A 22,720-nucleotide genomic window follows, 5' to 3' on the forward strand; every position below is an offset into this window, starting at 1 on the left:
GGTTCTCCGTGTTCACTGGTTGCGCATGCGGGAGAAGGCGCTGATGGCCCGGCCGATCACCTTGGCCGCCACCTCCGCCACCGGGTCGTCGGGCATCAGGTCGGCATCGACGAAGGGCGTGCCCGTGGCCAGGTCCTGCGCCAGGCGCAGCTTGAAATCCTGATAGCCGCTGCAGCCGATGGAACGGCAGAAGCGCACCACCGTCGGCTGGCTGACGTCAGCCTCGCGCGCCACCTCCGCCACCGAGGCGGTGACGACGGCGTGCGGCCGTTTCAGGACGATTTCCGCGATCTTGCGTTCCGATGGGCGCAGCCCGTCCATCATCCCGCGTATGCGACCCAGCATGAGGCAAACCCCCGACCTGCCATACCCGTTGCCGATGGAAACCGCCTTGGCGGTTCCCGTGTGGTTTGTAGTGAAATTACCGGAAATTACGCTCTTGTGTCACGCGCCCTCTGACACCCGTTCCATCAGGGGCTTGTCATAAGGGTTACTGGCGGAACCAGGCGTCGTCCCGGCGGGTTTAAGAAACGGGTGGGTCCACGCGGATGACGCGCGGCCCGCCCTCTCTTTCTAAGGACAGCGGGGAGGCCAGCCTTGGACACTCTTGAGACGGCGCCCACGCCGTCCGGAACGACGCCCGTACCCGACCCCTCGCCATCACCGGAGGGCCGCCCGCCGCGCGGCAAGACCATCTGGCAATGCCTGGGGCCGGGCCTGGTCACCGGCGCCTCCGACGACGACCCCAGCGGCATCGCCACATATTCCCAGGTGGGCGCCCAGTTCGGCTATGGCTTGGCCTGGAGCCTGGTGCTGACCTATCCGCTGATGGCCGCCATCCAGGAGATCAGCGCCCGTATCGGCCGGGTGACCGGCCATGGCATCGCCGGCAACCTGCGCCGTCACTATCCGCCCCCGACCATCAACAGCATCGTGCTGTTGCTGGTTGTGGCCAACGTCATCAACATCGGCGCCGACCTGGGCGCCATGGCGGCGGCGCTGGGCCTGCTGATCGGCGGGCCGCAATGGCTGTACGTCGTGCTGTTCGGCCTGGTCTCCGCCGCCCTGCAGATTTTCGTGCCCTACTGCCGCTACGTCTCCATCCTGAAATGGCTGACGCTATCCCTGTTCGCCTACGTGGCCACCGTGTTCGCCGTGCCCATCCCTTGGGGGGAACTGGGGCGCGCGGTGATCGACCCGCCCATTTCGCTGAAGTCGGACTATCTGGTGGCGGTCGTGGCGGTCTTCGGCACCACCATCAGCCCCTACCTCTTCTTCTGGCAGGCCGACCAGGAGGTGGAGGAAGAGAAGGGCGACCCCGATGCCAAGCCGCTGAAAAAGGCGCCGGAGCAGGCGCCGGAGGAATTCCGCCGGATTCGGCTGGACACCTACATCGGGATGTTGCTGTCCAACGGCGTGGCCCTGTTCATCATCATCACCACCGCCGCCACCCTGCACGCCCATGGCGTCACCAACATCGAGACCTCCTCCCAGGCGGCGGAGGCCCTGCGCCCCATCGCCGGCACCTTCGCCTTCGCGGTGTTCGCCATGGGGATCATCGGCACCGGCCTGCTGGCCCTGCCGGTGCTGGCCGGTTCCGCCGCCTATGCCCTGGGTGAGGCGCAGCGCTGGCCGGTGGGCCTGGCGCGGCCCTGGAGCAAGGCCAAGGCCTTCTACGGCGCCATCGCCGCCGCCATGGCCCTGGGGTCGGTCATGAACGTCGTGGATATGGATCCGGTGAAGGCCCTGTTCTGGAGCGCCGTGATCAACGGCCTGGTGGCGGTGCCGGTGATCATCATGATGATGCGCATGGCCAGCCGGCGGGACATCATGGGCGATTTCGTCCTGAAACCCGGACTGCGCACCCTGGGCTGGATCTGCATGGTGGCCATGGCGGTGGTGGATGCCGCCATGGTCGTCACCTGGGTGATGTGAGGCCGGCCCGTTCAAAGAGTCACCAGCTTCAGGGCGCCGCCAGCGGTGGCGGGTCGTCCGGTGGTGCCGACCCTGGTCCGGGGCCCTCCCCGGTGGCCGCGGCATGGACGGTCGCGGCACGATTGCCAAGGCGCGAAAAAAGAGAAAGACTTCCCTGTGGCGTTTCCTGTTAATTGAGGGTTGCGCAGTGGGGGAGGGGAGCGATGAGTGAGGAAGTGGCCCGGGAGGAAGCCCCCGCGCCCGTGGACGGGGACGATCATCAGCGCTGGGCCGGCTGGCAGGATGACGTGCGCGTCATGCTGGCCTATGCCGCCGCCCGCGCCGCACCTGGCCTTGACCGGCCCATGACCGACACCGCCGTGCGGGTGACCGCCACGCCGGCGGACCAGTTGACCCTGGCGGACAAGCAGGATCTGTTCGGCGTCTATCATGCCCTGGCGGCGGTGGTCGCCCCCGCCACCAGCGCCAGCCTGCGCCACCTCCGCGAATTCCGGCGGGAACTGGGCCTGCTGGGTTGGTGGCGCTCCCTGACCCGGGCGGGGCTGGTGCAGCGGACCATCCGTAGCGGCGTCTTCTGGCTGGTGGGCGTGGCGCTGGTGACTGCTACCGTGCAGATCCATGCCGCCAACGGCACCAACTTGCTGACCCAGACGGGGGTGCGCCGGCTGCTGTTCATCGAGGGGGCCGCGGCGGAGAAGCCCCTGGCGGCCAGCCCGGCCGGGACCACCACCGCCGACCCTGCCGCCGCGTCCCAGGGGCCGCCTGAGGAGCCGCTGGTCCAGCTACGCCAGCAGGCGGCGGCCAAGCTGCTGCGTCCCTGGATCTGCAGCCCGCTGTCCCGCGCCGTGACGCTCAGCTTCGACGCCCATGGCTACTGTCGGTCGCGGGATGCCCAGGCCGGCATGGACACACCGGTGGATGAGCCGAACATCATCCTGATTCATACGGTGGAACTGGCGTGGAACGTCAGCGCGGCCCTGACACTGTACATCCTGCCGGCGCTGTTCGGCCTGCTGGGGGCCTGCGCCTATATCGCGCGCGTGTTGACGGACGCGGTGATGAACGCCTCCTTCATGCCCCAGCTGGGCTTCCGCATGGTGCTGCGCCGGGCACTGGGCTTGACCCTGGGGCTGTCCACCGGCCTGTTCTACAAAAGCGTGGTGGCGACAATAGAGCCGACCGCCACCGCCCAGATCTCCCTGCTGGGCGCCGCCTTCCTGGCGGGCTACAGCGTGGAAGCGGTCTTCACCATGTTCGACGCCGCGGTCGATAAGCTGCGCGAGGTGTTCAAGCCGCGCGACGCCGCCGTCCATGCCGCCGCGACCCGTCCGGCGGCGGCCAAGGGGCACCAGGGCTGACAAGTCGGCGATGGGTCCTCGGCGACCGGCCGCCCTGGGTCCTCAGGTGGTCGGCGCCGCGACGGCGGACAGCGGCAGGTGGATACCGCATTCCGTCTTGCCCAGGCCGGACCAACGGCCGGACCGCAGATCGTCACCCGCCGCCACCCGGTCGGTGCAGGGCATGCAGCCGATGGACAGGTAGCCGTCGGCCTCCAGCGGGTGGCGCGGCAGGTCGTGGCGGTCGAGATAGGCCACCAGGTCGTCACGGTCCCAGTCGACCAGCGGGTTGACCTTCAACCTGCCCTCGGCGGCCTCGATGGTCGCCAGATCGGCACGGGTGGCGGCCTGAAAACGCTTACGGCCGGTGATCCAGGCGCCGAAGCCGGCCAAGGCGCGGTTTAGCGGCTCCACCTTGCGGAAGTGGCAGCAGGCGTCCGGGTTGCGGCGCCACAGCATGCCATCGGCGTCGCGTGCCGCCTCGTCCTCGCCCAAAGGCTTGATCTCCCGGGCATCGGTCAGGCCCAGGCGGGCGATCAGCTCCCGGCGATAGCGCAGGGTCTCGCCAAACAGCTTGCCGGTGTTCAGGAAGATGACCGGCGTGGCCGGATCGATCTCCGCCACCATGTGCAGCAGCACCGCCGATTCCGCCCCGAAGGATGAGACCAGCGCGATCTCCCCCTTCAGCTCGCGGGTCAGCAGGGGTTCCAGCAGCGCCGGCCCCGTCAGGCCAGCATAGCTCCGGGCCAGGTCGGCCGCCCGGTCGCCCACCCCGGTCACGCCGCGTGCTCCGCCCGCTTGTGCCGCGCCAGGCGCGCCACGGGCAGGGGGCCGGCCACCGACACCTGGTAGGCGGTGGTGATCTCTGTCAGGGCGTGGGCCCAGGTGGCGGCATCCTTGCCCTCGGGGATCTCCACCTGGTCGACGCCGCAGCGCACCAGGAACAGGTACTGGTCGGGAATGGTGTGGCCCACGGCGCGGATGGTGCCACGATAGCCCAGGTATTCCCGCAGCTCGCGGGCGACGGTGAAGCCGCGGCCGTCACGGAACTTGGGGAAGTCCAGCGCCACCAGGGCGACGTCGGCCAGCAGGTCGGCCACGTCCTTGGGGTGCTGGTTGCTGGCCAGGAACACGCCCAGGCCGCCGTTGCGGCCCACCAGGGCGTCGCGGTCCTTGCGCAGGCGGGCCAGGCTGACGATGACCGGCACGTCCGATGCCGGCAGGGGGGCGTCGTCGCCCAGGCGCGCCCAGGCGTCGTCGATCAGCTTTCCGGACTCAATGAGCGGCATAGACCTTGTCCTTGAACGGGGTGTGACCGATGCGGGCCAGGGTGTCGAGGAAGCGTTCCCCGTCCTGGCGCTGTTCCAGATAGACGCCGACCACGGCGCCGATGGCGTCCAGCGCCTCGTCGGCCGACAGGGCCGGGCCCATGATGTCGCCGATGGCGCCTTCCTCACTGGCGGAGCCGCCCAGCGTCAGCTGATAGGCCTCGACGCCCTTCTTATCGACACCCAGGATGCCGATGTGGCCGACATGGTGGTGGCCGCAGGCGTTGATGCAGCCGCTGATCTTGATCTTCAGCTCACCGATGTCGTGCTGCCGGTCGAGATCGGCGAAGCGCTCGGAAATGCGCTGGGCCAGGGGGATGGAGCGGGCGTTGGCCAGCGCGCAGTAGTCCAGGCCGGGGCAGGCGATGATATCGGTGATCAGTCCGGAATTGGCCTCGCCGAAGCCGATGTCGCTGAGCGCCTTCCAGAGGGCCGGCAGGTCGTCCTGGCGGACATGGGCCAGCACCAGGTTCTGCTCGTGCGTCACGCGGATTTCGCCGAAGCTGTAGCGGTCGGCCAAGGCCGCGATGGCGTCCATCTGGTCGGCGGAGGCGTCGCCCGGGATGCCGCCCGCCGGCTTCAGGGTGATGGTGGCGATGGCGTAGCCCGGCTGGCGGTGGGCCGCCACGTTGGTGCGGACCCAGCGGTTGAAGGCCTGGTCCTCCAGCCGCGCCCGGGCCAGGACGCCGGAGATGGGCTCCAGCGTCTCATAGGGCTGGCTGGCGAAGCGGGCCTTGATGCCATCGACGATGGCCGGGTCCAGGCGGTATTCGGCCCGCGGCATGCGCGCGAACTCCGCCTCCACCTCGTCGCGGAATTTTTCGATGCCCAGCTCGTGCACCAGGATCTTGATGCGCGCCTTGTAGATGTTGTCGCGCCGGCCATAGGCGTTGTAGACGCGCAAGGTCGCCTCCAGATAGGCGATCAGCTCATCCTCCGGCACGAAGTCGCGCAGCTTCTTGGCGATGAAGGGGGTGCGGCCCAGCCCGCCGCCGACATAAACCTCGAAGCCCACCCGCCCCTCGGCGTCGCGCTTGGCGATCAGGCCCACGTCATGGATGCAGATCGCGGCGCGGTCGTTGGCGCTGCCGGTGATGGCGATCTTGAACTTGCGTGGCAGGAACGAGAATTCGGGGTGCAGGGTCGACCACTGGCGCAGCACCTCGGCGTAGTGGCGGGGATCCACCACCTCGTCGCTGGCGGCACCGGCGAACTGGTCGGAGGTGACGTTGCGGATGCAGTTGCCGCTGGTCTGGATGGCGTGCAGGTCCACCTCGGCCAGCAGGTCCAGGATGGCCGGCACGTCCACCAGCTTGATCCAGTTCAGCTGCAGGTTCTGGCGGGTGGTGAAGTGGCCGAAGCCCTTGTCGTAGGTGCGGGCGATGTGGGCCAGCTGGCGCACCTGGCGGCTGGTCAGCACGCCGTAGGGCACGGCGATGCGCAGCATGTAGGCGTGTAGCTGCAGGTACAGGCCGTTCATCAGGCGCAGCGGCTTGAACTCATCCTCCGTCAGGTCGCCGGACAGGCGGCGCGCCACCTGGCGGCGGAACTGCTCCACCCGCTCCGTCAGGAAATCCCTGTCCATCTGGTCGTAGTGGTAGATGCCGGCATGGCTGGGCAGGCCGTTGGCGGGGGGGGCGATCTGGCGGGCGGTGGCGGAGGGGCTCATGACGGCTTGCTCTGTTCGGTCTTTATCCATGCGGGGAATTGCGGGCGCTCGCCTCGGCGTTCAGGCGGCCGTGGCCGGCAGGGCGTCGATGCTGGGGCCAGCGGCGCGGATCCATTCCCGTGTCTTCAGAGGGCGGGGGCCGGCGGCCTCCACCGCCACGTCGACGGCGTAGGGCTCCACCACCTCCTGCCGGGCGGCCGAGGCGCGGGCGATGGCCAGCGCCGCTTCCACGGCCGGGGCCTCGGCCTGCACCTGGGCGTCCTGCACGCGGATCGACCAGTCGCCCGCGGCGCCCAGCCAGACGACGGCACCGTCCTGCAGGCGGTTGGCGGTGACGACCTTGGGGGCGTCGGTAACGCGGGCCATGGCGGAAATCCTCTTAAATGGCGGCTTTGAATCCCGTGTTCGGCGTCGTGTCCGCAGCGCGGTCCGAAACGGGGATCCGGGTGAAAACATCGGTGGCGATCTTCGCGGGATCGGCCAGGGTCACGACCTCCCCCACCAGGATCAGGGCGGGGCCGGCGCGGCCGGCGGCCAGGTCGGCCAGGCCGGCGAGCGTGCCCACCACCAGCGCCTGGTCCGGCCGGGTGCCGTTCTCGACCAGGGCGGCGGGGGTGGTGGGCGCCTTGCCGGCGGCGATCAGGCGTTCGGCCACCAGGCCGGCCTTGCTCAGGCCCATGTAGATGGCCAGCGTGTGGTCCAGGCGGGCCAGGGCTGTCCAGTCCAGCGCCGGCTCGGCGGAACCGCCCTGGGTCCCGGCCGCGCCGTGGGCGGTGACCAGGGTGATGCCCTGGGCCAGGCCACGGTGGGTCAGGGGAATGCCGGTGGCGGCGGCGCAGCCCGCGGCGGCGGTGATGCCGGGCACCAGTTCCACCGCCACGCCGGCGGCGCGCAGCACCACCATTTCCTCCCCGCCACGGCCGAAGACGAAGGGGTCGCCGCCCTTCAGCCGCACCACGCGGTGGCCCGCCCGGGCCTCACGCACCAGCAGGGCGTTGATCTCATCCTGGCTGACGGTGTGGCAGGATTTGGACTTGCCGACATAGACGCGGCGGGCGTCGCGGCGGACATAATCCAGGATGCGGTCGTCCACCAGCTTGTCGTGCACCACCACGTCGGCGTTTTGCAGCACGCGCAGCGCCCGCAGGGTCAACAGGTCCGGGTCGCCGGGACCGGCCCCCACCAGGGCGACGGAACCGCCCTCGGCCGCGTCGTCCGACGTGTTCAGCACCTTGACCAGCTGGTCGCGCGCGCCAGCCTCGTCCCCGGCCAGGAAGCGCTGGGCGACGGGGCCGTCGATGACCCGTTCCCAGAAGCGGCGGCGGGCTGTTTCATCCGATTTCACAGCGCGGACGGCTGCGCGGAAGCCGTCCAGGAAGGTGGCCAGACGGCCCAGGCCAGGCTCCAGCGCCGCCTCGATGCGGGCGCGCAGGCGGCGGGCCAGCACGGGCGAGGTTCCCCCGGTGGAGATGGCCACGGTGATGGGGCCGCGGTCGACGATGGCCGGCATGATGAAGGTGGACTGGGCCGGGCGGTCCGGCACGTTGACCAGCAGACCGCGATCGCGCGCCAGAGCCGCCACCCGTGCCGCCTCTTCCTCATCCTCACCCGCCGCGAACACCAGGGTGGCACCGTCCAAGTCATTGGCGGTGAAGGGGCGGAGGCGCACCTCGGCGGCCAGCGCCGCCAAGTCGGGGTGCACCTCGGGCGCCACCACCACCAGCCGGGCGCCTCGGCCCCCGGCATCGGGGCCCGCCACCAGCCGCGCTTTGCGCAGGGCCAATTCCCCGCCACCGACGATCAGCGCCGTCTGGCCGGTCAGCGTCAGGAACAGGGGGAAGGCGGCGGGCATTATACAAATTAGTCCTGTGAAAGATGCGACGTTCCCTCATAATGTGTTCGTAAACGACATGTTTGTCGAGGTTGATGCGTCCCGGCATGGGGATGGGCCCACCCCCGCGCCGGTGGCGGCGTGGCGGTCCCCTGGTTATGGAAACCCATTTTGCTTCAAGCATCTGGGGCGAAACGGCGCATTAATTTCCGCAGGCCCCGCGACTGCGGCGTGCCGGGCCGCAACACTGCCATGCGTGGTGCAGGTGTGGTCCGGGTTAAAATCCACGATGCGGAAATGTGCAATTGATCGGAATCGAGGCAAGCCTTTGGGCGCATGGGACTTTGCGGAACCAGGAAGGCTTGCCTCTTCATAATAACATAAATTATCTGTTATTAATGTTTGTGTTGACACAGATTGCGGTGTCGTTTGTCATGGACCCAACGACACGGACGGGGGTGCGGCAACCTGACACAGGGGTGCGGCGGCCACCAGCCGGGGCGGTCCACCAGGGGTGGACCTGAACTTTCCAGGGGGAATCCAAATGCATCGCAGAACGCTGTTGACCGCCATGGTGGGTGCCGCCGGCGTGGCCATGCTGGGGTCGGTGCGCGCCCGCTCCGCCTCGCAGCTGCTGAACGTGTCCTACGATCCGACGCGCGAATTCTATAAGGAATACAATGACCTGTTCGCCAAGGAGTGGGCGAAGGCCTCCGGCGGCGACCAGGTCAGCGTCAACACCTCCCACGGGGGGTCGGGCAAGCAGGCGCGCGCCGTCATCGATGGGCTGGAGGCTGATGTGGTCACCCTGGCGCTGGCCTATGACATCGACGCCATTGTCGAAAACGGCGGCCTGATCAACAAGGATTGGCAAAAGCGCCTGCCCTATAATTCCACACCGTACACCAGCACGATCGTTTTCCTGGTGCGCAAGGGCAATCCCAAGGGCATCAAGGACTGGCCCGACCTGCTGAAGCCCGGGGTGGAGGTCATCACCCCCAATCCCAAGACCTCGGGCGGCGCCCGCTGGAACTATCTGGCGGCCTGGGGCTATGCCCGCGCCAAGGGGGGCGACGCCGCCGCCCGCGATTTCATCAAGGCGCTGTTCAAGAAGGTGCCGGTGCTGGACACCGGGGCGCGTGGCGCCACCACCACCTTTGTGCAGCGAGGCCTGGGCGATGTGCTGCTGGCCTGGGAGAACGAGGCCTATCTGGCCATCCAGGAACTGGGCCCGGGTGAGTTCGAACTGGTGACGCCGTCCGTCTCCGTCCTGGCGGAACCGCCGGTGGCGGTGGTGGACAAGGTGGTGGACCGTCACGGCACCCGCCGGGTGGCGGAAGCCTACCTGCAGACCCTGTACACCCAGCCGGCGCAGATCCTGGCGACCAAGCACTTCTACCGGCCGCGCGACCCCGTGGTCCTGCAGGAGGTGGTGAACAAGTTCGCGAAGGTGGAGCTGTTCGACATCACCACCTTCGGCGGCTGGCACGACGCCCACAAGGCGCACTTCGCGGATGGCGGCAGCTTCGACCAGCTGTACCAGCCGGGCTGAGGTTTTTCCGGTTCCATCATGACGACACCGGCGGCGGGTCCCTGTGGACCCGCCGTTTCCATTCCGGCGAGGTCACTCCGGCGCGGGGCAATGACCGCACCTGTGCGGCATTTCGCGCATGGCTGGCAAACCCACCGGTCATCGGCGCCTTCCAGCCGGCCGCAAGGCGGAAGGGCTGGCGGCGCCCCAATAGGCGGATCCTATTTTAGGCGTAGAGGGCGGCCCTGGTCTTCCGGAAGTCCCTCCCGGGCGGTAAAGCTACGGGATCGGGCCCCGGCGTCGCCGGGGTCCCATAAGCCGCTGGGCGACCAGGCGGGATGGGCCAGGGAGGGATGGGATTGCGCAAGGGATTGGGCGTCGGCGTGGCCGGCGCTTTGGCCGGCTTGGTGATCACCGTGGCGCCGCCGGCTTGGTCGCAAGCGGCACCGCCATCGCCCCGTGTCCAGGAACTGGCGCGCGACCTGGCCTACACCACCGCGGCCGACAGCCTGATGCGCCAGGTGCTGGAGGCCACGGTCCAGCCGCTGACCTTCAACCTGAAGGCCGCCAACCCGGGGCGGGAGGCGGATATCGACAGCCTGTTCGAGAAGACGCTGTTGCCGGCCTTCCGCACGGCGATGCAGCCCGTCCTCGACTCCGTGGCCCGGAATTACGCCGCCCGTTTCACCGAGGCGGAACTGAAGGCCATGGTGGACTTCTACGCCACACCGGTGGGACAGAAGGCCCTGAACGAACTGCCGTCCCTGATCCGGCGCACCATGGTCCAGGCGCAGGGGGCCATGCCCCAGCTGCTGACACCGGTAATGCGGGAATTCACGGCGGCCTGCCAGCGTCAGGGCCTGAAGCTCCCGTCGCAGTGAGCCGCCTGTCCGGCATACGATGGCTGGCGCCGGGCGGCGGCCGCATTTAAGATGCGGTTCGGCCGCTATGCGCAGGTTGGTCGCCGTCCTGATGCCGGTGGCGGGGTTGGCGCCGCCTGCCCTATCATGGTCGCCTGTGTCGCCCGGGCCGCCGCCCTGCCAAGGGGGCGGCCCCACCGTTCATCGCGACGCTGGCATGCCGCGACTGCAAACGGCTCTCAATTTTTATAATTGGAATTATTCTAAGATGCCGGTATGGTCCTGTTCGTCGGCAGGGCGAACGCCGCCAAATCCCCGGACGGGCCAAGCCCGGATGGGTACGGCGGCCGGCGCGCCCGGCCGAAACCTACCGAGATTGATCAATTTCAACCAGCCAAGGAATTAACGATGTCCCTCATCAATACCGCCGTGAAGCCCTTCAAGGCGACCGCCTACCACAATGGCAAGTTCGTCTCCCTGACCGAAGCCGATCTGACGGGCAAGTGGTCGGTGGTCGTGTTCTACCCGGCCGACTTCACCTTCGTGTGCCCGACCGAACTGGGCGACCTGGCTGACAACTACGCCGAGTTCAAGAAGCTGGGCGTGGAGATCTACGGCGTGTCGACCGACACCCACTTCGCCCACAAGGCCTGGCACGACACCTCCGACACCATTTCCAAGGTCGAGTACCCGCTGGTTGGCGACCCGACCGCCACGCTGGCCCGCAACTTCGACGTCCTGATCGAGGAAGAGGGCCTGGCCCTGCGCGGCACCTTCGTGATCAACCCCGAAGGCCAGATCAAGCTGTGCGAGATCCACGACAACGGCATCGGCCGTGACGCCGGTGAGCTGCTGCGCAAGGTGAAGGCCGCCCAGTACGTCGCCAGCCACCCCGGCGAAGTGTGCCCGGCCAAGTGGACCGATGGTGCCGAGACCCTGAAGCCCTCGCTGGATCTGGTCGGCAAGATCTGATCCGCGTCGGTTGATGCCGGACCGGGACGGTGACGTCCCGGTCCCCGTCCGGGGGCGGGAAGCCGCCCCTGGATGCCCCGGACCCCTGGTCCCGGGCGATTTCGGGCCGCGACGTCGTCGATGGCGCGCCCGCTTGAACAGCCTGTCCGTGACATTACGTTTCAAAACGCACCCGCCATCCGGCGCCGGTGGCCGCCCCCTTCTTGCCCGCCCTTTCCCCCAATCTCCGCCAGAAAGCCCGCCCCGATGTTGGACGCCAATCTCAAGACCCAATTGAAGGCCTATCTGGAACGGGTGAAGCAGCCGATCGAGATTGTTGCTTACCCGGACGATAGCGCCACCTCCCGCCAGATGATGGAGTTGCTGGCCGATATCGCCGAAGCCTCCACCCTGGTGAACATCAACGAGAACGTGGATGGCGCCGGCCGCCGCCCGTCCTTCACCGTCAACCGTCCCGCTGGCGACATCGGCATCCGCTTCAGCGGCCTGCCCATGGGCCACGAGTTCACCTCGCTGGTGCTGGCGCTGCTGCAGGCCGGTGGTTATCCGCCCAAGGTCAGCGATGAGGTGATCGCGCAGATCAAGGCCATCGAGGGCGATTACCACTTCGAGACCTTCATCTCGCTGACCTGCCACAACTGCCCCGACGTGGTGCAGGCGTTGAACCTGATGGCGGTGCTGAACCCACGCATCCGCCATGAGATGATCGACGGCGGCGTCTTCCAGGATGAGGTGACCAAGCGCCAGATCATGGGCGTGCCAGCCATCTTCCTGAACGGCGAGCCCTTCGGCCAGGGCCGGATGGAGCTGGAGGAGATCCTGGCGAAGCTGGACACCAGCTCCGTCGCCCGTGAAGCCGCCAAGATCGACGCCAAGGATCCGTTCGACGTGCTGGTGGTGGGCGGTGGCCCCGCCGGCGCCGCGGCCGCCATCTACGCCGCCCGTAAGGGCATCCGCACCGGCATCGTGGCGGAGCGCTTCGGCGGCCAGGTGATGGACACGCTGGGCATCGAGAACTTCATCTCCGTCACCGCGACGGAGGGGCCGAAGCTGGTGCGCGGGCTGGAGGAGCATGTCCGCAGCTATGACGTGGACATCATGAGCCAGCAGCGCGCCAAGGCCCTGGCCACCGTCGACGGCCTGCACGAGGTGACGCTGGAAAGCGGCGCCAAGCTGAAGGCCAAGGCCCTGATCCTGGCCACCGGCGCCCGCTGGCGCGAGATGAAGGTGCCGGGGGAGGAGCAGTACAAGACCAAGGGTGTGGCCTTCTGCCCGCACTGCGATGGCCCCCTGTTCAAGGGCAAGCGCGTGGCGGTGATCGGCGGCGGCAACTCCGGTGTCGAGGCGGCCATCGACCTGGCCGGCATCGTCGCCCATGTCACGCTGCTGGAGTTCGACAGCCAGCTGCGGGCCGACGCCGTCCTGGTCACCAAGCTGAAGAGCCTGCCCAACGTCACCATCCTGACCCAGGCTCAGACCACCGAGGTCACGGGCGACGGCCAGAAGGTGAACGGCCTGGTCTACAAGGACCGCGCCACGGGCGAGACGCACCGCCTGGCGCTGGAGGGCATCTTCGTGCAGATCGGCCTGCTGCCCAACACCGACTGGCTGCGCGGCACGGTGGAACTGACCCAGCGCGGGGAGATCATCGTGGGTCACCATGGTGAGACGTCCATCCCCGGCATCTTCGCCGCCGGCGACGTCACCACCGTGCCCTACAAGCAGATCATCATCGCCATGGGTGAGGGGGCCAAGGCCTCCCTGGGTGCCTTCGACCACCTGATCCGCAGCTCGGTCCAGGCCGCCTGAGTCGGGCGCGCGTCAAGTACAGCGCCCACCTGGGGTGGAGTCGGCCGCCGCCGGCGCCCTCTCCAGGTGGGCGTTTTCATTGGGGGAATCGGGGTTGCCGAGAGGACAGGTGACGCGGCCTTCGCGGCCTTCGTAAACTGCCTATCCCACCCCTGTCCCGGACCATTCCGCCCCCATGTCCCATCCCGGCTTCATCCACCTGCGCACCCATTCCGCCTATTCGCTGTCCGAGGGCGCGATCAAGGTGAAGGAGCTGGTGAAGCTGTGCACCAAGAACGGCATGCCGGCGGTGGCGGTGACGGATACCGGCAACCTGTTCGGCAGCCTGGAATTCGCCATGGCGGCGTCGGACGCGGGCGTGCAGCCCATCGTCGGCTGCCAGATGTGGATCGGCCGCTGGGGCCCCGCCGCCGCCACGCGCGGAGCCCAGCGCCCCGGCACCTTCGGCGCCGACCAGCTGGTGCTGCTGGCCCAGAACGCCACGGGCTACGCCAACCTGATGGAGCTGATCAGCAAGGCGTACATGGAGACGGAGCCGGGGCTGGAACCCCAGGTGTCCGTGGCGGCGCTGGACGGGCATAGCGACGGCCTGATCGCGCTGACCGGCGGCATCCATGGCGGGGTGGGGCGCCTGCTGCTGGAAGGCCAGGCGCCGGCGGCGACCGAACTGCTGCTGGAACTGAAGCGCCTGTTCCCCGGCCGCCTCTATGTCGAGCTGATGCGCCATGACAAGGATACCGCCATCGGCCGGGCGGAACAGCGCATCGAGGGTGCGCTGGTGGATCTCGCGTATGAGCACGGCCTGCCGCTGGTCGCCACCAACGACTGCTACTTCTCCACCGCCGATATGTATGAGGCGCACGACGCCTTGCTGTGCATCGCCGACGGCGCCTTCATCATGCAGGACGACCGCCGTCGCCTGACGCCCGACCACTACTTCAATAGCGCGAAGGAGATGCGGGAGTTGTTCGCCGACCTGCCGGAGGCGGTGGACAATACGGTGGTGGTCGCCCAGCGCTGCGCCTACATGCCGCGCAAGATCAACCCCATCCTGCCCAACTTCCCCACCGTCGAGGGCAGGACGGAAGCCGAGGAACTGCGCGCCCAGGCCCACGACGGCCTGACCTTCCGCCTGGCCCGCTATGTCTTCACGCCCGAGATGGGCGAGGAGGAAAGGGCGGACACGGAGAAGCGCTACCGCGAGCGGCTGGAGTACGAGCTGTCCGTCATCGAGCGCATGAAGTTCCCCGGCTACTTCCTCATCGTGTCGGACTTCATCAAGTGGGCCAAGGACAACGGCATCCCCGTGGGGCCGGGCCGTGGCTCGGGCGCCGGCTCGCTGGTCGCCTGGTCGCTGCTGATCACCGACCTGGACCCCATCCGCTTCGGTCTGCTGTTCGAGCGTTTCCTGAACCCCGAACGCGTGTCCATGCCCGACTTCGACGTGGACTTCTGCCAGGACCGGCGAGACGAGGTGATCCGCTACACCCAGGCCAAGTACGGTCACGACCGCGTGGCCCAGATCATCACCTTCGGTAAGCTGCAGGCCCGCGCGGTGCTGCGCGACGTGGGCCGTGTGCTGCAGATGCCCTACGGCCAGGTCGACCGCATCTGCAAGATGGTGCCCAACAACCCGGCCAATCCGGTGACCCTGCAGCAGGCCTTGGACGGCGAGCCCCTGTTGCAGGAGATGCGTCGCCAGGATGAGACCGTGGACCGCCTGATCGGCGTGGCGCTGAAGCTGGAAGGCCTGTACCGCCACGCCTCCACCCACGCCGCCGGCGTGGTGATCGGCGACCGGCCGCTGGACCAGCTGGTGCCGCTGTATCGCGATCCCCGGTCGGATATGCCGGTCACGCAGTTCAACATGAAGTATGTGGAACTGGCCGGCCTGGTGAAGTTCGACTTCCTGGGCCTGAAGACCCTGACCGTGTTGCAGAAGGCGGTGGAGCTGATCCGCCCGCGCAATCCCGACCTGGACCTGCTGAACCTGGACCTGCACGACGCGAAGACCTACGCCCTGCTGGGCCGGGCCGAGGCGTCGGGCGTGTTCCAGCTGGAAAGTTCGGGCATGCGCGACGTGCTGCGCCGCATGAAGCCCAACCGCATCGAGGACATCATCGCCCTGGTCTCGCTGTACCGGCCGGGCCCGATGGACAACATCCCCAAGTACATCAAGGTCAAGGACGGGCAGGAGGAGCCCGACTACCTCCACCCCTCGCTGGAACCCATCCTGAAGGAGACCTTCGGGATCATGGTGTACCAGGAACAGGTGATGCAGATCGCCCAGGTGCTGGCCGGGTACAGCCTGGGCGGCGCCGACCTGCTGCGCCGCGCCATGGGCAAGAAGATCAAGGAGGAGATGGAGAAGGAGCGCTCCAAATTCGTCGACGGCGCCACGGCGCGCGGCGTGGATGCGGAGCAGGCGGGTCTGATCTTCGACCAGGTGAACAAGTTCGCGGGCTACGGCTTCAACAAGTCGCACGCGGCCGCCTACCCCCTGATCGCCTACCAGACGGCCTATCTGAAGGCCAACTATCCCGTGGAGTTCATGGCCGCGTCCATGACACTGGATCTGGGCAACACCGACAAGCTGAACCAGTTCCGCCAGGAACTGGACCGGCTGAAGATCAAGCTGCTGCCACCGGACATCAACCATTCGGGCGACATCTTCCGCGTGGAAATCCTGCCCAATGGGGAGCGCGCGGTGCGCTACGCCCTGGCGGCGGTCAAGGGTGTGGGCGGTCCCGCCATGGCGGCGGTGATCGCCGAACGCGACGCCAATGGCCCCTATCGCGACCTGTTCGACTTCGCCCGCCGCCTGGACAACAAGGTCATCAACAAGCGCCAGCTGGAGAATCTCGCCGCCGCCGGCGCCTTCGATAGCCTGGTGCCCAACCGCCACCAGGTTCATTCCGCCATCGAAATCATGCTGCGCTACGCCCAGGCCGAGGCGGCGGAGCGGGAAAGCGGCATGAACAGCCTGTTCGGGGCGTCGGCGCCCCTGAAGGCGCCGGAGCTGCCGCGCGTGGTGGAGTGGGAACCGCTGGAGAAGCTGCGGCATGAGTTCGAGGCCATCGGCTTCTACCTCTCGGCCCACCCGCTGGACGCCTTCGCCGGCCCGCTGGCCAAGCTGAAGGTGGTGCGCTTCGCCGACCTGCCCGCCATCATCGCGCGCGGTGGTGGCTCCACCCGTTTCCGTATGGCCGGCATCGTCGTCGCCCGGCAGGAGCGCACGGCCAAGAGCGGCAACCGCTTCGCCTTCATCGGCATGTCCGACGCGTCGGGTGTTTACGAGGTGACGCTGTTCTCCGAGGCCCTGGCGCCGGCGCGTGAGCATCTGGAGCCGGGCAAGGCCGTGCTGATGACGGTGGACGTGCAGCAGAACGGGGAGGAGCTGCGCCTGACCGGCAGCGGCGTCCAGCTCTTGGAGGATGAGGTCGCCAAGGTGGCGTCCGGCCTGCGCGTCACCCTGAGGGACGCGGCGCCGGTGGAAGGGCTGCAGACGGTGCTGAAGCGTCTGCCCAGCGGCCGGGGCAAGATCCACCTGATGGTGGAAGTCGACCGTCTGGAGGTGGAACTGGTCCTGCCCCAGGCCTACCAGATCAACAGCGCCAGCCGCTCCGCCCTACGCTCCATTCCCGGCGTGATCGACGTCCAGGATATTTGAACCAGCGGGGAAGGCGGTCGGCGTCCCCGGTACGCCATCGAGGGTATGGCCCCCCGTGCGGGTGATGGTCAAACTCCCCGAACCGATTGCCGGTCTCCAGCCCCCCGCCCGTTTGCCACGGGCAGGGTGATCCACCTCAGCGCCCTATGCCACGGCGTCCTTTCCTCCAACCACCCGGGGGGGACGGTTCCATGGTCATGGGTGGACAGCGAAGGAAAGGGGGCGGGCCACCGGCGTTGTTCGGTTCACGTCGCCGCCACTTCGGCAAGCCTTATACAGCGACATATCAATTCGATGGCGCGTCTATGGGGGCGATGACCGCAGGAGTGGCTTTGTGATACGTCTTTTGCGATTAACACGTTTAAATGACAAGAGGGGCAACTCCCCCTCGGACATACCCCTGACGGGGGTGGTCCTGTCAGATCGCGAGGGACGGGAATTGAGGACCGAACGCTTCCAAATCGGGGACTGGAAGGTTGACGTGCGATCCTGTGCCTTGAAACGCGAGGGGGAGGAAACGGAGGTTCAGATCGAGCCCCGGGCCATGAATGTGCTGGTGGCCCTGTGCCGCGAGCCGGGAAAGGTCCTGAGCGTGGACGACCTGCTGCTGCGTTGCTGGGATGGCGTTGTCGTTGGCGAGAACCAGGCCCAGAAGGCCGTCGCCCAACTGCGCCGCGCCTTGGGCGACACCGCCAATGCCCCCCAATATATCGAAAACATCCGCAAGCGCGGCTACCGGACCGTGGCGCCGGTCACGTTTCCAGGTCACCTGTCCCAGGACGAGGTGGCGGAGACCTGGTCCAGGCTGTCCCCCTATGTCGGCTTGGCCGCATTTGATGCGAACCACGCCGCCGTCTTCTTCGGCCGTGAAGGCGCTATCGGTCGCCTCCGTGCCGCCCTGGCCGCGCAGGTTGACGGCGGCCGTGCCCTGGTCCTGGTCCTGGGGGCCAGCGGCAGCGGCAAGACCTCCCTGGTTCTGGCGGGGCTTGTGCCGCAGCTGATGCGGGAACCGGGCCATCTGCGCGTCGCCGCGGCGGCGACCCTGGACCTGGGCGATGTCGGCGACCTGCCGCTGCCCACGGCCCTGGGCGGCGCCCTGCTGGACCTTGAACGGGACGGCCGGCCCCTGTTCGCCGGCCACAGCGCGGAAAGCCTGGGCCTGGCGCTTAGCGGCGATGGCGACCTGCACGGGGTCGACGGCGGGCGACCCATCGATGCCGCACCGGCGGACGCCCCCCCCGCCGCTGGCCGGTTCGTCCTGTTCGTCGATCGGCTGGAGGCATTGTTCAGCGCCGCCGCCGGTGGCGCCGCCCAGCGCGGCCTGTTCCTCGCGGCGCTGGATCGGTTGGCGCGGGGCGGCGAGGTCATGGTGGTCGCCGCCTGCCGCAATGACTTTTATGCCGACCTGTCGCGGGAACCGGTGCTGATGGAAGGCAAGGCGGCGGGGGGGCATTTCGATCTGGCGCCCCCCAACCGAACGGAAATCGCCCGCATGATTCGGCTGCCGGCTGAAATCGCCGGCCTTCGGTTCGGGGTGGATCCCGCCACCGGCGAGCATCTCGACGATGTGTTGTGCGAAGGGGCTGCCAGCAGCCCCGACGCGCTGCCCCTGCTGCAGTACACCCTGCAGCAGCTTTACCTTCAGCGCAGCCCGACCCGCGAACTGACCATGGCCGCCTATCGCGCGCTGGGCGGCATCGAGGGCGCCATCGGCCGCCGGGCCGATTCCATCCTCGCCGCCTTGCCCGCTGCCGCCCAATCGGCATTGCCGCGCGTGTTCTCTCTGATCGTGGTCGCGGGGGCCACGGATGGCGCGGTACGCGGCCAGCGTGCGCCCTGGACAGCATTGACCACGGGGGAGGAACTGACCCTGGTCCGCACCCTGGTGGAGGAGCGGCTGCTGGTCAGCCTGGTGGCCGACCGGCAACCGGTCTTCGGCGTCGCCCATGAGGCGCTGTTGCGGCAGTGGCCGCGCGCCGTCGCCTGGGTCGCCGCCCATCAGCAGGACCTGCGCACCCGTGGCCAGTTGGAGGGGATGGCGCGGCAGTGGGGCGCCGAAGGCCACCGGGCCGACCGCTTGCTGCGCGCCGGCAAGCCGCTGGAAGAGGCGCGCGACCTGCTGGCGCGCGCCGCCGTACCCCTGAGCGCGGAGGCCAAGGCGCTGGTCACCGCCTCCATCCGCCAGGCGCGCCGCGCCGACCGCTGGCGCCTGGCGGTTTCCGCCGCCTTCGCGGTGATCGCGGCCGTGGCCCTTTTCCTTGGTTTCCGCGCCCGCCAGGCGGAGGCCGTCGCCGCCCTGCGTCTGCATGGCGCGGAGGACCTGGTGGACTACATGCTGGGCGACCTGGCGGAGAAATTGCGCCCCCTGGGGCGCCTCGACGTGCTGGACGGCGTGGCGCAAAAGGCCCTGGGCTACCTCACGGCGGACGACGCTGGCGAGGTTCCCGCCGCCTCCCGCCTGCGCCAGGCCAAGGCCCTTCAGACGCTGGCCGACGTGGATCGTTCCCGCGGCAATGTCGACGCGGCGGTGAGGGCCTTGGATCGGGCGGACGCCCTGTTGCGGGCTAACCTGGCCCAGGGGCCCGTCGACCCTGACCTGCTTAAGACCTTGGGCACTGTCGCCTTCTGGTATGGACAAATCGCCTTGGACCAGAGCCGCCTTGATGAGGCGGAGCGGCGCTTCACCCAATACCGCGACCATGCGCAGCGCCGCATGGACCTGACCCCGGAGGAGCCCGACGGTTGGGTGGAGTTGTCCTACGCCCTGAGCAGCCTGGGTTCCCTGCAATTGCGCCAGGGGCAGGTTGATGGGGCGGCGGCCAACTTCGCCGCCTCGATCGCCCTGAAGCGCCGCGCGCTTGAGCGGCACCCGGACGACCGGACGGTGGCCGCCGAATTGGCCAACAGCCTGTCCTGGCTGGCCAACGCCGAGGCCCAGCGCGGGCATCTGGCGGCGGCGACCGCCCTTTACGATCAGCAGCATGATGTGCTGGACCATTTGCGGGCGGCTGAGCCTGCAGCCCCGGTCTGGACCTACCGCATGGCGCTGGCCGACAAGCTCAAGGCTCTGTTGTTTAGGGCCCAGGGCCGGATGGAACAGGCCTTGGCTGGGCTCGACAGCGCGGCCGAGGCGATCGAATCTATAATACGCAAAGACCCCACCAACCAGCGCTGGAGGACCGAGCGGATTGCCCTGGGGTTGGCCCAGGCGGAGGCGTCGCTGGCGCTGGGGCAGGCGGACGTGGCCGCCGCCAAGTTGACGGTGGCGCAGACTGACATCGACCAAATGACGAAAGCCGGACCACCAGGTTCCTCTCTGCGTCGACAACAGGCTTGGGCCCTGCTTTTGCATGCCCGGATATTCATGCGCGATGGCCGGATCGACCAGGCGGAAACCATGCTGACGACATCGAAGGAAACGCTCGATGGCATGGATGGTCGCGACCAATGGGATGAGGCTTTACTGTCGGCCGTCCAACTGGCCCGGGCCGACGTGCGGCGCTTGCGGGGAGATTCTGCCGCCGCTGAAAGTATTTGCCGGGAGGTGGCGGACAGGCTGCGCGCGACCGCGTGGTCCAGCGCTGACTTTAGTGTTTTGGCTCCTTGGGTCCGCGCGACCCTCTGCGCAGGCGACCGCCAAGAGGCAGCACCTGGCCTGATCGCCCTGGAGCGGATGGGGTATCGGGATCCTGATTTCCAGGACTTTTTAACCAGCCACAAGGATTAGGCTATCATGACGAATTATTCTCCGGTTGAAGGGTGCGCCATTGATGTGATGATTCACATAGAGCAAGTTCAGGTGGGGCCTCTGACGCAGCTTGTTTGGTATTATAATGGTGTGACCGGCGACGATCTTAGCGTCATGGCTAATATATCTACATCTGAGCTTTGCTTCAGATTGGATGCGTACACTCAAGGATTCTTCAAATTTGATGGTGCCACGGTGCGAAGAGCTTGTGATGACGAGGGGGTGGAATACCCTGATCTGACCAAGGTGTCGGTCGATGATCACTGTGTCGTCATCTCGGATGGTCAGCAAAATCGTCAGGTGACGGTTGGTGGTGTCACCTTCCGCGTCTCGCCGCTCCAAAGCGCTCGCTATGGCACGGGCTATGATAAAAGTACCTTCGAGAGCCCTGACCCTGAGGTGACCAACACCGGCGGCTACGAAGTGCCCCCGCCTCCCCACAAAGCCTGAACGTCGCTGGTTGAAGTACGGGAAGGGGGGTGCGTTTGGCGACTGTTCCCCCTTCCCGCGCCTGTCTTCTGGTGGGGCCCCGTCATTCCTGCCATCACGGACCACCGGGCCGCCAACGCCCCGTTCTGAACCTGGTGCGGTAGGGTTGGGCCAAGCGGTCAAATCGCTGTGTCAGCCCTCGCATACCGACCGGGGGCTGACATTTCCACATCGGTGAAGCGGTCGCGGGCCCGGGCACGCTCAGCCGTTTTCCCCGGTATTGGTGACCTCAGGGTCCGGTGATGTGAAGGTCAGGGGGCTGGATCCCGATGCCGTGTCCTTGGGGGCCACGGACAGGATGATCTTGCCGACGTGGTTTCGATTCTGCTGGTTGTTGTCGACGACGATGTAGGTCTCTTCGACACAGGCGAGTTTCAGGTCGCCGCAGGTGGAATCGATGGTCGCGCCGGTGAAGATGAAGGATCGCGCGCTCTTCTCCGTCAGTTCGAACTGTATATGACCATATCTAATCCCGACGCCTATGGAAATCACATCAGCGGCCATGTCGTTGAAATACCATACCGGCTCGGTTCCCGGCGCCGCGTTCTTGTCGACGAAGAGGTGGACCTTTATCGGCAAGGTCTTCTTGGAGATATACTGGCGATCTTGTGGCATGACTTATGACCCCATCTTGGTGGTGGCGGTTATGGGCGGCGATTTCAGAAATGCATTTCAAGGGCGCGCTAAAAAAGTACACGTCAAAAGGTGGAAATAAATAAGATCATAATATAAGGAGATAAAAACAATTTAACACCCGTAAAAGTTTAAGGCAAGGCTAGGGCGTTGGCTGTTTGAAGATCAATAACCAGCCCCGCAATAGGCCGCCCACCCGTCGCCCAAGGTTGGGAAGGTCAGCCCGGGCCGGGATATTATTGTTTAATATCAATGGATTGATCAGCGGAAAGATAACGGAAGGAAGAATTCTTCCCACCGCAGGCAAGGTGTCCCGGCCGATGGCGACCAGACGTCTCGGCGATCGTGAACCAGCCGGGAGCCTGCAGTCATGTCGCCCTTATCCCACCGTGAAAATGAAGTCCTCGACCTGATCGGACATGGCCTGTCCAGCGGGCAGATCGCCGTGGACCTGGGGGTTTCGGAATTCACCGTCCGCAAGCATCGGTCCAGCATCATGCGCAAGCTGGGGTTCAATTCGACCGCCCGGCTGATCGCCCATGCCGGCGCCGTGGCCGACCCGTCGTCACTGGCGGCCGTCATTCCGGCGCCGCCCCTGCCCTGGGACGCGCTGCGCCCGCGCGAGGCCGAGGTGATGCGGCATGTCGTGGCCGGCCTGACCAGCAAGGAGATCGCGCGTCTGCTGGACATCAGCCCGCTGACCGTCCGCAAGCACCGGGAACGCGCCCGAGAAAAATTGGGGGTCATACGCTGGTTGAGATCATCTGTCGCGGGCAGGCGGATGGCGTGGCGTTGGCCAAGCCGTGACGCTGGACCGCGTCAAGACCTGAGGACTGCGGGGCCCAGAGCTGGATGCGATCGCGCGTGATCGCATCCAGCTCTTAACCTGTTCATGATAGAGCGGAACG

Annotated in this window: 17 protein-coding genes; 10 read left to right on the forward strand and 7 right to left on the reverse strand. The window is 67.1% G+C overall.

Features of this window, described 5'->3' with window-relative positions:
• Positions 1-12: 12 nt before the first annotated feature.
• Complete coding sequence (locus I55_RS22490) at positions 13-345, reverse strand: hypothetical protein (protein WP_083901337.1); 333 nt, start codon at positions 343-345, stop codon at positions 13-15.
• Positions 346-597: 252 nt separating this feature from the next.
• On the opposite strand from I55_RS22490, the gene I55_RS22495 reads away from it, so the two are divergent.
• Both I55_RS22495 and I55_RS22500 read left to right on the forward strand, forming a co-directional pair.
• Entirely contained in the window at positions 598-1,935 is a 1,338-nt protein-coding gene (locus I55_RS22495; protein ID WP_044562832.1) for an NRAMP family divalent metal transporter, read from the forward strand.
• Between the two features lie 203 nt (positions 1,936-2,138).
• Positions 2,139-3,293, forward strand: a complete 1,155-nt coding sequence (locus I55_RS22500; protein ID WP_044562833.1) for a hypothetical protein — start codon at positions 2,139-2,141, stop codon at positions 3,291-3,293.
• Positions 3,294-3,335: 42 nt separating this feature from the next.
• Here I55_RS22500 and I55_RS22505 read toward each other — a convergent pair whose 3' ends face one another.
• From I55_RS22505 to cysG, 5 genes are all read right to left on the reverse strand, one after another.
• Positions 3,336-4,043: a phosphoadenylyl-sulfate reductase gene (locus I55_RS22505; protein WP_199902688.1), complete on the reverse strand. Its 708-nt coding sequence runs from the start codon at positions 4,041-4,043 to the stop codon at positions 3,336-3,338.
• Between the two features lie 5 nt (positions 4,044-4,048).
• A complete protein-coding gene (locus I55_RS22510; protein WP_044562835.1) occupies positions 4,049-4,561 on the reverse strand; it encodes a DUF934 domain-containing protein in 513 nt (170 codons plus the stop codon).
• Positions 4,548-6,185: a nitrite/sulfite reductase gene (locus tag I55_RS22515; RefSeq protein ID WP_252181271.1), complete on the reverse strand. Its 1,638-nt coding sequence runs from the start codon at positions 6,183-6,185 to the stop codon at positions 4,548-4,550. Before I55_RS22515 ends, I55_RS22510 begins: the two co-directional genes overlap by 14 nt.
• Positions 6,186-6,329: 144 nt before the next feature.
• Positions 6,330-6,635, reverse strand: a complete 306-nt coding sequence (locus I55_RS38625; RefSeq protein WP_044562837.1) for a DUF2849 domain-containing protein — start codon at positions 6,633-6,635, stop codon at positions 6,330-6,332.
• A 13-nt stretch (positions 6,636-6,648) separates the two neighbouring features.
• A complete protein-coding gene (gene cysG / locus I55_RS22525) occupies positions 6,649-8,121 on the reverse strand; it encodes a siroheme synthase CysG (RefSeq protein ID WP_044562838.1) in 1,473 nt (490 codons plus the stop codon).
• Positions 8,122-8,644: 523 nt separating this feature from the next.
• Here cysG and I55_RS22530 point away from each other — a divergent pair.
• The 7 genes from I55_RS22530 (at position 8,645) to I55_RS36240 (ending at position 21,140) form a co-directional block, all read left to right on the forward strand.
• Entirely contained in the window at positions 8,645-9,652 is a 1,008-nt protein-coding gene (locus I55_RS22530) for a sulfate ABC transporter substrate-binding protein (protein ID WP_199902687.1), read from the forward strand.
• 338 nt (positions 9,653-9,990) lie between these two features.
• The gene (locus I55_RS22535) at positions 9,991-10,512 is read left to right on the forward strand and encodes a DUF2059 domain-containing protein (RefSeq protein WP_159107255.1); all 522 of its coding nucleotides are present in this window, start codon (positions 9,991-9,993) and stop codon (positions 10,510-10,512) included.
• A 387-nt stretch (positions 10,513-10,899) separates the two neighbouring features.
• A complete protein-coding gene (gene ahpC, locus I55_RS22540; RefSeq protein ID WP_044562840.1) occupies positions 10,900-11,463 on the forward strand; it encodes an alkyl hydroperoxide reductase subunit C in 564 nt (187 codons plus the stop codon).
• A gap of 246 nt (positions 11,464-11,709) precedes the next feature.
• Positions 11,710-13,272 (forward strand): alkyl hydroperoxide reductase subunit F, encoded by a 1,563-nt coding sequence (ahpF, locus tag I55_RS22545; RefSeq protein WP_044562841.1) that lies wholly within the window; start codon positions 11,710-11,712, stop codon positions 13,270-13,272.
• 175 nt (positions 13,273-13,447) lie between these two features.
• Complete coding sequence (dnaE, locus tag I55_RS22550) at positions 13,448-16,942, forward strand: DNA polymerase III subunit alpha (protein ID WP_044562842.1); 3,495 nt, start codon at positions 13,448-13,450, stop codon at positions 16,940-16,942.
• Positions 16,943-17,423: 481 nt separating this feature from the next.
• Positions 17,424-20,669: a winged helix-turn-helix domain-containing protein gene (locus tag I55_RS22555; protein ID WP_148293903.1), complete on the forward strand. Its 3,246-nt coding sequence runs from the start codon at positions 17,424-17,426 to the stop codon at positions 20,667-20,669.
• A 6-nt stretch (positions 20,670-20,675) separates the two neighbouring features.
• Positions 20,676-21,140 (forward strand): hypothetical protein, encoded by a 465-nt coding sequence (locus I55_RS36240; RefSeq protein ID WP_148293904.1) that lies wholly within the window; start codon positions 20,676-20,678, stop codon positions 21,138-21,140.
• Positions 21,141-21,380: 240 nt separating this feature from the next.
• Here I55_RS36240 and I55_RS22560 read toward each other — a convergent pair whose 3' ends face one another.
• Positions 21,381-21,794: a DP-EP family protein gene (locus I55_RS22560; RefSeq protein WP_044562843.1), complete on the reverse strand. Its 414-nt coding sequence runs from the start codon at positions 21,792-21,794 to the stop codon at positions 21,381-21,383.
• A 388-nt stretch (positions 21,795-22,182) separates the two neighbouring features.
• Between I55_RS22560 and I55_RS22565 the strand changes: the two genes are divergently transcribed.
• The gene (locus tag I55_RS22565) at positions 22,183-22,680 is read left to right on the forward strand and encodes a LuxR C-terminal-related transcriptional regulator (RefSeq protein WP_049974398.1); all 498 of its coding nucleotides are present in this window, start codon (positions 22,183-22,185) and stop codon (positions 22,678-22,680) included.
• Positions 22,681-22,720 lie beyond the last annotated feature (40 nt).

This window comes from Azospirillum sp. B4, from assembly GCF_000333275.1.
Lineage (GTDB): Bacteria > Pseudomonadota > Alphaproteobacteria > Azospirillales > Azospirillaceae > Nitrospirillum.

What these genes read in the sequence shown, in the direction of transcription:
- I55_RS38625 (WP_044562837.1), bottom strand. Translation starts at nt 6,635, where the DNA reads ATGGCCCGCGTTACCGACGCCCCCAAGGTCGTCACCGCCAACCGCCTG.
- I55_RS22490 (WP_083901337.1), bottom strand. Translation starts at nt 345, where the DNA reads ATGCTGGGTCGCATACGCGGGATGATGGACGGGCTGCGCCCATCGGAA.
- I55_RS22500 (WP_044562833.1), top strand. Translation starts at nt 2,139, where the DNA reads ATGAGTGAGGAAGTGGCCCGGGAGGAAGCCCCCGCGCCCGTGGACGGG.
- ahpF (WP_044562841.1), top strand. Translation starts at nt 11,710, where the DNA reads ATGTTGGACGCCAATCTCAAGACCCAATTGAAGGCCTATCTGGAACGG.
- ahpC (WP_044562840.1), top strand. Translation starts at nt 10,900, where the DNA reads ATGTCCCTCATCAATACCGCCGTGAAGCCCTTCAAGGCGACCGCCTAC.
- cysG (WP_044562838.1), bottom strand. Translation starts at nt 8,121, where the DNA reads ATGCCCGCCGCCTTCCCCCTGTTCCTGACGCTGACCGGCCAGACGGCG.
- I55_RS36240 (WP_148293904.1), top strand. Translation starts at nt 20,676, where the DNA reads ATGACGAATTATTCTCCGGTTGAAGGGTGCGCCATTGATGTGATGATT.
- I55_RS22565 (WP_049974398.1), top strand. Translation starts at nt 22,183, where the DNA reads ATGTCGCCCTTATCCCACCGTGAAAATGAAGTCCTCGACCTGATCGGA.
- dnaE (WP_044562842.1), top strand. Translation starts at nt 13,448, where the DNA reads ATGTCCCATCCCGGCTTCATCCACCTGCGCACCCATTCCGCCTATTCG.
- I55_RS22515 (WP_252181271.1), bottom strand. Translation starts at nt 6,185, where the DNA reads ATGGACAGGGATTTCCTGACGGAGCGGGTGGAGCAGTTCCGCCGCCAG.
- I55_RS22530 (WP_199902687.1), top strand. Translation starts at nt 8,645, where the DNA reads ATGCATCGCAGAACGCTGTTGACCGCCATGGTGGGTGCCGCCGGCGTG.
- I55_RS22510 (WP_044562835.1), bottom strand. Translation starts at nt 4,561, where the DNA reads ATGCCGCTCATTGAGTCCGGAAAGCTGATCGACGACGCCTGGGCGCGC.
- I55_RS22560 (WP_044562843.1), bottom strand. Translation starts at nt 21,794, where the DNA reads ATGCCACAAGATCGCCAGTATATCTCCAAGAAGACCTTGCCGATAAAG.